The organism is Streptomyces puniciscabiei, from assembly GCF_006715785.1.
Taxonomy (GTDB): Bacteria; Actinomycetota; Actinomycetes; order Streptomycetales; family Streptomycetaceae; genus Streptomyces; species Streptomyces puniciscabiei.
On sequence record NZ_VFNX01000001.1, the window covers coordinates 4,173,520 to 4,185,116 of the forward strand.

Here is an 11,597-nt window from a genome sequence, read left to right on the forward strand (position 1 = left end):
CTACGTCCTTCTCAGGAGCTGGCGTTCGTCTCCCTTCAGGGCTTGCTCGGGAAGGAGTGCCATGGGGAGCGTCGAGACATGCGGCTGCGGAAGCGGCAGGAGCGGCCGACTCTTGCAGGCTCGTCAGCTTGCAGTGATGGCCGAGAAGGTCCATACGTCGGCCGGTAGTTCATGCTTCAGGCGCCAGGTGATCGCCATCGGCTTGCTGCCGGTGTGGCCCTCGTACGTGGCCGGGCCGAGCAGCATCCAGGGTTGGGACTTGCCTATGTCGGTGTTCTTGTAGCGCCGCATGAACAGCAGGACGTGGCTGCCGCGTGCCTCGTGTTGCTGGTAGCGCAGGCCCGTGGGCGAGTTCGCGGCCGTTGAGTTCTGGGACTCCCAGTGAAAGAGCGTCGGGCTCCACGCGTAGTCTTTGTACCGGATAGTGGGCGAGAAGTCCTTCTCGTCCTTGTCCAGCGTGATGAGAAGTGCGTCGGTTTTGAGCTTCTCGACCCATTGCACACCCTGCGCGAAGGAGCGGGGCATCTGACCGCCGAAGCGAGCCACGCCGAGGGCGGCGAGGATCTCGGAGCGGTTGTAGGTGCTGTGGACCTTCAGCGGGACGTGGCTGAGGGGGCCGGGGAGCGAGATGGGGACGTGGTCGGCCTGCTCGATGACGTGTGAGATCACCTGCCGTAGCTCGTCTCGGAACACCCGTTGGTGCCGCAGCGATTCCAGACCCTCGTGGAAGCTGGTGAAGCCACCTGCGTTGTCCCAGAGGTTGAAGAACAGCATGCGGGCGAACGACTGGTCAGTGGGGTCGAGGTCTTCGTACGCGGGAGCGTCATCCTGGAGGAGGCGAAGGTAGGCCTCCGCGCGCTGCGGGTCATCCACGTGCAGGAAGGCGTGGACCCGCTTCAGTAGTGCAGCCTCTCCAGAGGGCTCGGGTTCGTCGATCAGGCCGGCACGGCGCAGCACGGTCGTCCAGGAGTTGTCGCTCTTGTACAGCTCCTTGATCTCCCGGCGGCTCTCCCGAAGGTAACCGGAGAGGCGCAGAGTGCCGTAATCCCTGACCTCCTTCATCAGTGTCTTCACCGTGGCACCCAGCTGGGTCCGGATGTTGTCGATGACGAGGTCCTTCGACTTGCCTTCCAGGATGATCTGGCAGCCGGACGGCAACTGGGGGAAATCGTGCTCGATGTGGTCGAGGAGTCGGTTCCGCGACAGATTGGTCAGCGCTCGGAACTGCTCCTCGAAGCGGAACTCGGCCCGGTGCTGACCGATGAAGTCGAGGACGGTGAGGACGGGCTTCGTTTCGGTGCGTCGCAGTCCCCGCCCCAACTGCTGGAGGAAGACGGTGGCGCTGTTGGTGGGGCGCAGAAGGAGCAGCGTGTCTACGTCAGGGATGTCGAGGCCCTCGTTGAACAGGTCGACGGAGAAGATGACTTGGAGCTTTCTGTCACGAAGGTCGGACAACGCCTGGGAGCGCACTTCAGCGGGTGAGTCACTGTCGAGCGCCACTGCCTGGAAGCCGGCCTCGCGAAAGAAGTCCGCCATGAAGTGGGCGTGTGCCTTGGTCACGCAGAAGCCCAGCGCTCGCATGGCGCCAGGGTGGGAGACCTTATCGCGGATCTGCTTCACGACGATCCGGGCGCGTGCGTGGTTGCCTGTGTAGAGGCTCCCAAGCTCCTGGTCGGCGTACGAACCCTTCTGCCAGCCGAGATTTGTCAGATCCGTCCCATCGGGGATGCCGAAGTAGTGGAAGGGGCAGAGCAGGTCGTTCTCTAGGGCTTCCCAAAGCCGCATCTCAGCCGCGATCCGGCCCTCGAAGAACTCGTCCTGGACGTTCAGCCCGTCCATCCGCTCAGGGGTGGCCGTCAGGCCCAGCAGTTCCTTCGGTGTGAAGTGGTCGATCACGCGTCGATAGGTGGCGGCGGTAGCGTGGTGGAACTCGTCGATGACGATGATGTCGAAGTGATCCGGCGCGAGTTGCTCAAGACGCTGAACATTGAGCGATTGGACGCTGGCGAAGACGTGGTTCCACTCGCGTGGATCCTGCCCTGCGTGGAGTAGCTCTCCGAAGGACGCATCGTCCAGCACCTCCCGGTAGGTACGCAGGGATTGCCTGAGGATCTCTTTTCGGTGGGCCACGAACAGCAGCCTCGGCCGGCCACCCTCCGACTTGCGGCTCAGACTGCGGTAGTCGAGGGCCGCCATCACCGTCTTCCCGGTGCCGGTCGCCGCCACCAGTAGGTTTCGATGCCGCCCGCGAAGCTCCCGCTCGACGGTGAGCCGCTCCAGCATGTCCCGCTGGTGCGGATAGGGGCGAACCTCGAGACCAGAGAGGCTGATCTTCAGGTCCGTGCTGGCGCTGGTGCCACTCGCCTGGGCCAGCGCTTCATCGAGGCGTGCACCGTGGAGGTCGGGGTCGTATGTCTCGAAGGCAGTGTCGTTCCAGTACGCGTCGAACGTCGCCTCGAACTTGTTCAGTACGGCGGGTGTCGCGACGGACGACAGGCGGACGTTCCACTCCAGCCCATCGAGCAGCGCCGCCTTCGAAAGATTGGAGCTGCCGACGTAGGCCGTATCGAAGCCCGTCCTGCGTCTGAACAGCCAGGCTTTCGCGTGCAGTCGAGTGGAACGGGTCTCGTAGTTGACCTTGACCGTGGCACCGAAGTCCCGGACCAGACGGTCCAGCGCGTGACGGTCGGTGGCGCCGATGTAGGTGGTCGTTATGACGCGTATCGGCACGCCCCGGTCTCTCGCGGCGCGCAGCGAGTCCTCCAGGACGCGAATGCCATACCACTTCACGAAAGCGCACAGCAGGTCGATGCGGTCTGCCGTAGCCAGCTCCGCCCTGAGTTCGGAACCGAGGTTGAGGTCCTCTGGGGAGTTGGTGATGAGCGACGTCTCAGACAGCGGTGTCAAGGGACGCAGGGCGTACACACCGGGAGCCTCCTGCCGCGCGAGAGTGAGAAGCTGTCGCGGACCCGCGATGATGGAGCTGACAGGGTCGGCATCGCTCGATTCTGGAGTGCTTGTAGCAGCCAGTGCCTCGAGGATGCGGTTCGCGACCTTGACGCGATCCTCGGTGGGAACTTGAGCCAGCCTTTGGCCGACAGCTTCACCGATGTAGCGAGCCAGGACATGGGGAGCGGACTCCGAGCTGACCTCGGCGTCAATGGCTTTCCAGCCAGCCGCCTCGAATCGCTCCAACTCGTCGCGTACGTCGTCCGTGATCAGCTTCTCGTAGACGCCAGCGATCGGCTCCGAACGGCCCATCGGTTCAGCCACGGCTCCCCCCTGATCCCTTGCGGTGCTCGTGCGCGACCTTGCGCACCGATGTGGATCAGTTCTAACAGCTGCCACTGACAGGCGAAGGGTTGTGTGCCGAAATCAGGCCCTCGGGGTCTTCAGTAACCGTTGGGGCCCGCCCGCTTCTCGGCATTGTCGTGCTTCCGCGGCCCGCATCAAGGGCGCGTCCGTTCCGCTGCGCTCCACTCCCGCGTCGGCTGCGCCGATGGCCCTGCGGGCCACCCTTGACCCGGGCCGCTCCAGCACGGGGAAGAAGCGAGCGGGCGGCCCGGGGAAGGCGGGGCCCAGGTGGGTGGCCGTTCGGTGGGCTGGGTGGGCAGCCGGAGTGAGGAGCGCGCCGGGGCGGCCAGCGGCTTGCGGCTGCGGAGGAGGGGCACGCTCCGTCCGGGCCCCGTTCTATACGCCGTGGCACGCCTCATAAGGCTGAGGGGAGCCGCACCAGCACTCCGCCCCCCTCACCGGCGGCCAGGCAACCGCCCGTCCCCGCGCAGCCAGTGTCGTCGCGTACTGCGGGAGCAGGGTCGCGTCCGCCGGGGATGAGCCCTCCGAGGCTGCGAAGGCCTCGTAGGAGGGGACCGTGCCCGTGACGATGCCGAGGTTTCCCGTGCCCGAGGCGGAGAGTTCGCGCAGGGAGGACTCTATGGTCGCGAGGTGGGTCGCGTGGGAGGGGTACTCCGTGGCGAGAGTCGGGTACGCCGACAGGAGCTCTGCCAGCTCGCCCGCCGGCCAGTGGAGGATGGCCACGGGGAAGGGGCGGGAGAGGGCCTCTCGGTAGGCGCCCAGTTCGGCTCGTAGGCGGGAGATTTCCGCCACCAGTTCCGCCGGGTTGTCCGAGCCGAGGGACCAGACGCGTTTGGGGTCGTGGAGTTCGTCCAGGGACACGGGGGACGTGTGGAGGGTGTCGGCCAGGGTGTCCCAGGCGTCGTGGGGGACGCCCAGCATGCGGCGGACGCGGTGGCGGCCGTAGAGGAGGGGGTGGATGGCGGGTGCCGGTTCCGTGTCCTCCCCGGTGGGCAGGAGCAGGTCGGCTCCCTCCGTGAAGGTCTCCTCCGCCGCCTCGAGCTCGTCGTGCGACTCCAGGGACTCGGCGATGATCACCCAGGGAGCCGGGTCGCGGGGCGCGGCCACCCGGATGCCCTCGATGATCGCCCTCGCCTCCGCCTCGTGGCCGTACTCCCAGAGGTTGGAGGCCTTCAGGGCGCGGACCAGGGCGGGGCTGTCCAGGGCGTCCGCGGTGGACAGCAGGCGGTCGTAGAGCGCGGTGGCCGCGGGGCGGTCGCCGGAGAGTTCCAGGTGGGCCGCCGCCCTCAGCAGCAGGGCCTCGGCGTCCTCGGGATACAGTCCGGCGGTCCGCTCCAGGCGTGCCGCTTCGGCGGTGTGGTCGACGTTCTCGGCAGGCGTGTCGGGGCGCATGGGGGACACGGTACTGCCGAGCGGTGACCGGGAGGAGTAGGGCCGGATCAATGGCTTCCCTCCGGGTTCCCTACACCGTCACTCCGTCCACCTGCAGTGTCTGGACCGACTTCGCCGCGAAGGGGACCGACAGGGACTTACCGGCGAGGTAGGTGTCCGAGTGCGCGGTGTAGAGGTCCGCTCCGCCCGTCGTCACCGTGTTCCAGCGGGGGACCAGACCGCCCGAGCCGCCGGTCACCGAGGAGAAGCGGGAGAGGTCGAAGGTCAGGGTCTGGGCGGAGGAGGACGTGTTCGCGGCCACTATGACCAGGCGTTTCGCCTGCCTGTCCAGGGCCGCCGCCGCGTAGCTCGCTCCCGTGTCCAGGATCGTCATTCCCGGGCGGATGTGACGGGTGAACTGGGCCAGTACGTAGTACTTCGTCTGTACGGCGCCCGGCTGCAGGGTGCTCGCGTCGTACGCGATCGTCGCCCAGCCTGCGCTGGGGTCCATCACCTGCCAGTAGACCCATGCCGTGGGGTGCAGCCAGCGGAAGTCGTAGAGGAGGTTGCCGGCCAGGGTCAGACCGGTGGCGTCGCCGTCTCCCGTTTCCGAGTTCCACAGGGCCTTGCCGGCCGTCGTGACGACGTCCGTGTAGAGCAGGTCGCGGCGGCCGCCCGAGCCCTGGTAGCCGTGGACGTTCACCCGGTCCACGTAGCCCTTGGTCGTGGAGGAGAAGGAGTTCCAGGTGGTGCGGGCCAGGTCGTAACTCGTCTCGTCCGACGCCGAGATCCTCGTCGCCGTCAGACCCCGCTTGTTCAACTCGCTGCGCAGGTGGGGGAGTACGGCCGACTGGACCGTGGCGTCCATGTGGCAGCCCTCCTGTGTGCCCGTCGCCGTCCACCAGGAGGAGGAGGGTTCGTTGAAGGCCTCCACCGTCGTGAAGGTCACGCCCCAGTTCTGCTTCGCGTACAGGGCCACCGAGGCCAGGTGGGAGGCGTGCTGGCGGTAGTTCCAGGACTGGAGGTTGTTGCCGCCGTCCGAGGCGCCCGAGGGGTTGTGGTTCAGGCACATCCACCACATGGGGGAGTTGGCGAAGAGTTCGCTGATCGCGCCCCGCTGGGTGGCCTTCACCAGCATCGCGCGCTGTGTCGCGTCCGCCGTCCACTTCCAGGACGACGACGTCGGGTCCTCGTTCGTCCAGTCCTGCCAGTAGCCCTCGATCTGCTTGAAGGAGGGGATGTCGGGGGAGGTGACCATCGACTGGCCGCCCACGCTGTTCCAGCTGCAGGCGCCCAGGTTGTAGCGGGCTATGTTCAGGCCCAGGCCGGGGAGGGCCGTGCCGTTGTACGTCGTCGTCCTCGTCGTGAAGAAGATGTCCGCGAAGTCGTCCCTGGTCCCGAAGACGTTCGCCCACCAGGCCAGTGACGTGCCCCAGCCCTCCCAAGTGCCGTAGGTCGTGGAAGGGTTGACGGCAATCGTCGCGTCCGCCCGGGCCGTGGCCGTGGCCAGGGCGCTGCCCAGGATGCCGCCGCCCGCCGCGGCCAGCAGTGTTCTGCGTCGGATCATCGCTGTCTTCCGCCCTCTCCGTTGCGGCTCCGGCAGCAGGAAGCATCGGGGGTGGCGGGTGTGGTTGTCGAGGGTTCCGGCAGTGGTTTCTAAAACCCGTTGAGGAAGCGCGCCGGGATCGTTGATTTGCTTGTGGCTCTGGCCAGTTGTGGCCGGTGCGCCTACCCTGCGGGCGGCTCCCGTGGAGGTGGGTGCGGATGCCGGCATGGTCGGGCGTGCGGGTCGTACGGCACAGCGATCGGCGTCGGCGTGCCCGGCGGCGGCGCGTGCTGTGGGGCGGGGCCGAGGCGCTCGTGACCGTCGGTGTGCTGCTGATGCTGCTGGTCGTGCACCAGTTGTGGTGGACCAACCGGGAGGCCCGGCGCGGCGCCGAGCGGCAGGTGGAGGCGCTGGAGCGGGAGTGGGGCCATCAGGGGTACGGCGCCGGTGGCGCGGCCCCGTCGCCCAGCACCCCCGGTTCGCCCACGGCCCATGAGCCGGCCTCGGGCGCCTCCACGTCCCCTGCGCCGCGGCGGTCGTACACGCCCGTCAGCCTCCCCCGGCGCTCCCAGGCGTACGCCGTCCTCACCATCCCCCGGCTGGGGCTGCGCGTTCCCGTCGCCGAGGGGGTGAGCAAGGCCGACGTCCTCGACAAGGGGTACGTCGGCCATTACCGGGGCACCGGGCAGCCGGGGCAGGCGGGCAACTTCGCGCTCGCCGGGCACCGGAACACGCACGGCGAGCCCTTCCGGTACCTGCCCCGGCTGCGGCGGGGGGACGTCATCGAGGTGGAGACGCGGACGGCGACGTACACGTACGACGTCGACCAGATCCTGCCGCAGACGTCCGCGACTGACTCGGGGGTCATCCGGCCCGTGCCGCGCTCCCTCGTGCGGCCCGCGTACGGGTACTCCGAGCCGGGTTACTACATCACCCTGACCACCTGCACCCCCGAGTTCACCTCGCGCTACCGGATGGCGGTGTGGGGGAAGCTGGTGTCCATGCGGCCCCGGTGACAGCCGCCGGTCGGCGTCGCGGCCCGGATGACGGCCGCCGGTCAGCGCTCCCGCAGCGCCACCACACTCACCGCCCCCACCGCCGCCAGCCCCGCCGACACCAGCAGGGCGATGTTCGCGCCGTGGGCCAGGTTGCCGGTCGAGGTGGCGAGGGCGATGGTCAGGGCGACGCCGGCGCAGGAGCCGATGTAGCGGAAGGTCTGCTGGGCGCCGGAGCCCATCGCGGCGCGTTCGCGCGGGACCGACTCGACGGCCAGCAGCGGGAGAGCGCCGTTGAGCAGGCCGCTGCCCACGCCGCCGATGATCAGGCCGGGCAGCAGCCGGGTCCAGGAGCCGGAGGCCAGGGCGCCGAGCATGGTCAGGACGGCGATCGTGTGCAGGGCGAAGCCGACAGCCAGCTGGGCGCGCGGGGCGATACGGCCGGCCAGGTGCTTGACCTGGAGGGCCACCGCGAAGCTCAGGCCGGACCAGAGGAGGAACAGCCAGGCCGTCTGCATCGGGGACAGCCGGAGTGTCTGCTGGAGCAGAGCCGGCAGAAAGCTGAACATGCCGATCACCGCGAGGCCCGTGAACAGGCCGCCGGCGCCCGAGGCCAGGAAACGGGCGTGGCGCAGCAGACCGAGGTCGATCATAGGGGTGCCGGTCCGGTGTTCCACGGCGGCGAAGGCCGCGAGCAGGAGGACGGCGGCGGCCAGCAGCAGTCCCACCGGGGCGCGCAGCCAGCCGTCGCGGCCCAGGGTCAGGGCCGCCACCAGGGCGACCAGCGCGAGACCGAAGGTCATGGCGCCGAGGACGTCCGGGCGGCCGCCGCGCGGGGCGCGGGACTCGGCCAGCGCACGGGTGCCCAGCGCGGCCACGAGGACGGCGGCGGCGCCCAGGACGCCGTACGCCACCCGCCAGGTCGGCAGCGCGCCCGCGACCAGGGGGCCGACCGCGATGCCGCCGCTGACGAAGGCGCCCCACACGCCGGTCGCGTGCAGTCGGCCGCGCGCCGTGGGGAAGGCCGCCACCAGCAGGCCGAGGCTGCTCGCCAGGATCGCCGCGCTCGCCGCGCCCTGGGCGACCCGGGCGAGGGTGAACAGCCAGGTGGAGGTGGTGAGGGCGCCGAGGGCGGTGGTGAGGCCGAGGGCCAGGGTGCCGGCGAGGAAGACGCGGCGGCGGCCGTAGTCGTCGGCGAGGCTGCCGGCCACCAGCAGCAGGGCGGCGAGGCCCAGCGGGGTGCCGTTGAGCAGCCAGGCCTGGCCGGAGAGCGGGGTGTGCAGGGCGGCCGCGGTGTCGGGGAGCGTGACCATCGGGGCCGTGTACGTCATCAGGGCCACGGCGGTGGCCGCGCTGGTCAGGGCGAGCGTGGCCCGGGGGCGTGCGGGGACCTCCGGGGTGGTCGTGCCGCGTGTGGATGCGGCGATGGGGGTGGTGGCTGAGTCGAGCCCGGTCATGGCGTGGTCCTGTCCTTCGGGGGCCTTGCGGTGACGGGCGGATCACTCGGCGGACCGATGGATCAACCGGCGAACCGATCCTTGGTTCGGTCATTGAACTGACCTGACCCGGCCACCGTAACACGTCGGTTCGGTCAACGAACCAAGATGTCGGAAAGTGGCTACAGTGGACGGCATGGCACTGGGCAAGGACTACGCGACACAGGAGTGCTCGGTCGCCCGAGCGCTCGAGATCGTCGGCGAGCGCTGGACGCTGCTCGTCGTCCGGGACGCGCTCTACGGCGTGCGCCGGTACAACGACTTCCTGGTCCACCTCGGCATCCCGCGCGCGGTCCTGGCCGCCCGGCTGCAGACCCTCACCGCCGAGGGCATCCTCGAAAAGCGCCGCTACCAGCAGTCGCCGCCGCGGGACGAGTACGTCGTCACCGAGCGCGGCATCGCGCTGTGGCCCACCCTGCGCGCCCTCGGGCTGTGGGGCCGCGAGCACTTCTCCGAGACGCGGCTGCGCTACTTCCGGCACGCGGAGTGCGGCACGGAACTCGGGTCGTACGGCGAATGCCCCGCGTGCGGAGTCGTCGTACCGGTCGGTGACGTGGTCATGGAGCCCGGCCCGGACCTCGACCCCGACCCGGCGGACCCCGTCAGCAAGGCCCTGCTGAAGCCGAAGCGGCTGCTGGAGCCGCTGGAGACGGAACCCGCCTGACCGGGCGGGCGGGTTCCGCAGGGCGATTCCCGTAGCTCGGGAGGCCGCTCAGGAAGCGGCCGAACCGTTGCTCCTGAGCAGGTCGACGCCCATCCGGTCGGTGTCGTCCGGCCGGCCGCCCAGCCGGTGCACGACCACCCAGCGGCCGTCCGCCGTGGCACCGGCGAAGACGGAGGCGTGCCGGGTCGCACCGTTGTGCCAGAGCAGCGCGCCGGTCCGCTGCCACGAGGGCGCGGGATCGCCCAGCCGGCGCTCGACCGCCAGCCGGACGAGCAGATCGGCGACCGCGCGCGGGGTGGCCCACAGGCCGCCCGCCGGAAGGATCGCTCCGGTCATCGTCCAGGGCCTGCGGTCCCTGCCCAGGAACCCCGGAGCGAGCAGGCGCCGCCCGGCGTCCGGCCGCGCGCTCACCTCATGGACGTCCAGCGGCCGCAGCACGTGCTCGGCGAGCAGCTCCTCGTACGGCGCACCGGCCGCACGGGCCAGCGCGGCGCCCAGCACGGCGTACCCGAGGTTGGAGTACTCCTCCTGCTGCCCCGGCGGCCGGACCGTGACCCCGTCCAGCCGGCCGAGCAGCCGGTGCAGGGCGTCACCGTCGAACGCGGCGTAGGGATCGCGGACCTGGGTGCCGGGTGGGAGGCGGGGCAGCCCCGACGTGTGCTCGGCCAGGTGCCGCAGCGTGATGCCGGTGCGCGGGGCGGCGGGGAGCCAGCGCTCGACCGGGTCGTCCACGTCGAGCAGGCCCGCGGCGGCCATGCGCACGAGCGCCGTACCGGTGAGCACCTTGGTGAAGGAGCCGACCTCGACGAACCGGTCCACCGCGTGACCGTCACCGACTCGTGCCGGGGAGGTGTCGCTCAGGACGCAGAGGGGAGTGCGCGGCATGAAGGGGCCCTTCGGTGATCGGTCAGGTCGTCCACATGTATAAAGGGCAAGAAGACGTCGGCGGTTGAGACCGAGGGGAGGGGAGTCGCGTGATCCACAGGCTCGCGCGGTCGCGTGCGCTCGCCGCGCTGCTGCTTCTGCTGCTGCCGGTCATGCTGCTGGACACCGGCACCCTCACCACCACCGTGGCGCTGGCCGCAACCGCCGCCGGTTCCACGCTCGCTCTCTGCTCCCTCCTCGCCGCCCGCTCCGCGCCCGCCGTCCCGCCCACCCGGGTGCGCACGGCGATCCGCGACCGGGCCCGGCGTACGGCCTTCCTGCCCCAGCGCGATCCCGACGCGCCCGGCAGGCGCCGGCCCAGGGCACCCGGACACGCCCTTCCGGCGACCGCCGCGTAGGGCACGTCACTCGTTCCGACCGCGTGACCCCGCGCGGGTCGTCATGCCGTTCCGACCGATCCCGGTCCGACCGTTCCCGGCACGACGAGACCCCCGGAGGGCTCACCCATGTCCGTCTTCTCCCTCTTCGCCCGCCTGGTCGAGCAGTTCGCCGACCTGCTCCAGCCGCTCTTCCACGCCTCCGCGGCCGCCGCCGCGATCGTCCTGTTCACCGCGCTCGTACGACTCCTCGTCCACCCGCTGTCCCGCGCCGCCGCCCGCGGCCAGCGCGCCCGCGCAGCACTGCAGCCGCGCATCGCCGAGCTGCGCGAGAAGCACGCCAAGGACCCGAAGCGGCTCCAGCAGGCGGTGCTCGAACTGCACGCCGAGGAAAAGGTGTCGCCGCTGTCCGGCTGTCTGCCCAGCCTGCTCCAGCTGCCCGCCTTCTTCCTGCTCTACCACCTCTTCTCCAGCTCCACGATCGGCGGGCAGGTCAATGGGCTGCTCGGCCACCGGCTGTTCGCGGCGCCGCTCGGCGGGCGGTGGGCCGACGCGCTCGCCGGGGGTGGGGTGTTCGGGCCGGCCGGGCTGGTCTATCTCGGTCTCTTCGTCGTCGTCGCGGCCGTCGCGACCTTCAACTACCTGCGCACCAAGCGGACGATGGCGGACAATCCGGTCGCGGTGACCGCTGGAGGCGGCGAGCAGGTGCCGGGGCTCGGGGCGGTCAACAAGGTCGTGCCGTTCATGTCCTTCTTCACGCTCGTCACCGTGGCGGTCGTCCCGCTGGCCGCCGCGCTGTACGTCGTCACGAGCACGGCGTGGACCGCGGTCGAGCGGGCCGCGCTGTACCGGTAGAGCCGGACCGGTGGCGGGGCATCGTTACGGTCCAGTACGTGAACAGGGTCTTGCCTACTGGACCGGGGGATTGGAGGATCGACCAGTCCTCCG

The 11,597-nt window shown here is 70.0% G+C and carries 9 protein-coding genes; 4 read left to right on the forward strand and 5 right to left on the reverse strand.

Annotated features, from left to right (window positions below):
• Nucleotides 1–123: 123 nt before the first annotated feature.
• The 3 genes from FB563_RS19275 to FB563_RS19285 form a co-directional block, all read right to left on the reverse strand.
• Nucleotides 124–3,261: a DEAD/DEAH box helicase gene (locus tag FB563_RS19275; RefSeq protein WP_055706860.1), complete on the reverse strand. Its 3,138-nt coding sequence runs from the start codon at nucleotides 3,259–3,261 to the stop codon at nucleotides 124–126.
• A 429-nt stretch (nucleotides 3,262–3,690) separates the two neighbouring features.
• Nucleotides 3,691–4,707, reverse strand: a complete 1,017-nt coding sequence (locus FB563_RS19280; RefSeq protein WP_055706872.1) for an SEC-C domain-containing protein — start codon at nucleotides 4,705–4,707, stop codon at nucleotides 3,691–3,693.
• A gap of 70 nt (nucleotides 4,708–4,777) precedes the next feature.
• Nucleotides 4,778–6,253, reverse strand: coding sequence for a glycoside hydrolase (locus FB563_RS19285; protein ID WP_055706861.1), 1,476 nt, complete (start codon nucleotides 6,251–6,253; stop codon nucleotides 4,778–4,780).
• Nucleotides 6,254–6,450: 197 nt separating this feature from the next.
• On the opposite strand from FB563_RS19285, the gene FB563_RS19290 reads away from it, so the two are divergent.
• A complete protein-coding gene (locus FB563_RS19290; protein ID WP_055706862.1) occupies nucleotides 6,451–7,248 on the forward strand; it encodes a class E sortase in 798 nt (265 codons plus the stop codon).
• Between the two features lie 41 nt (nucleotides 7,249–7,289).
• Here the strand turns inward: FB563_RS19290 and FB563_RS19295 are convergent, their stop codons facing one another.
• Nucleotides 7,290–8,684 carry an MFS transporter gene (locus tag FB563_RS19295; RefSeq protein ID WP_055706863.1) on the reverse strand — a complete coding sequence of 465 codons (1,395 nt, stop codon included), beginning with the start codon at nucleotides 8,682–8,684 and terminating at the stop codon, nucleotides 7,290–7,292.
• A gap of 175 nt (nucleotides 8,685–8,859) precedes the next feature.
• Between FB563_RS19295 and FB563_RS19300 the strand changes: the two genes are divergently transcribed.
• Nucleotides 8,860–9,387 (forward strand): winged helix-turn-helix transcriptional regulator, encoded by a 528-nt coding sequence (locus FB563_RS19300; RefSeq protein WP_411573190.1) that lies wholly within the window; start codon nucleotides 8,860–8,862, stop codon nucleotides 9,385–9,387.
• 48 nt (nucleotides 9,388–9,435) lie between these two features.
• Here FB563_RS19300 and FB563_RS19305 read toward each other — a convergent pair whose 3' ends face one another.
• The gene (locus FB563_RS19305) at nucleotides 9,436–10,272 is read right to left on the reverse strand and encodes a serine hydrolase domain-containing protein (RefSeq protein WP_055706865.1); all 837 of its coding nucleotides are present in this window, start codon (nucleotides 10,270–10,272) and stop codon (nucleotides 9,436–9,438) included.
• Nucleotides 10,273–10,361: 89 nt separating this feature from the next.
• On the opposite strand from FB563_RS19305, the gene FB563_RS19310 reads away from it, so the two are divergent.
• Together FB563_RS19310 and FB563_RS19315 are read left to right on the forward strand one after the other, a co-directional pair.
• On the forward strand, nucleotides 10,362–10,670 hold the full coding sequence (locus FB563_RS19310; protein WP_055706866.1) for a DUF6412 domain-containing protein: 309 nt from the start codon (nucleotides 10,362–10,364) through the stop codon (nucleotides 10,668–10,670).
• Nucleotides 10,671–10,778: 108 nt separating this feature from the next.
• Nucleotides 10,779–11,504, forward strand: a complete 726-nt coding sequence (locus tag FB563_RS19315) for a YidC/Oxa1 family membrane protein insertase (RefSeq protein ID WP_055706867.1) — start codon at nucleotides 10,779–10,781, stop codon at nucleotides 11,502–11,504.
• The last annotated feature ends 93 nt before the right edge of the window (nucleotides 11,505–11,597 follow it).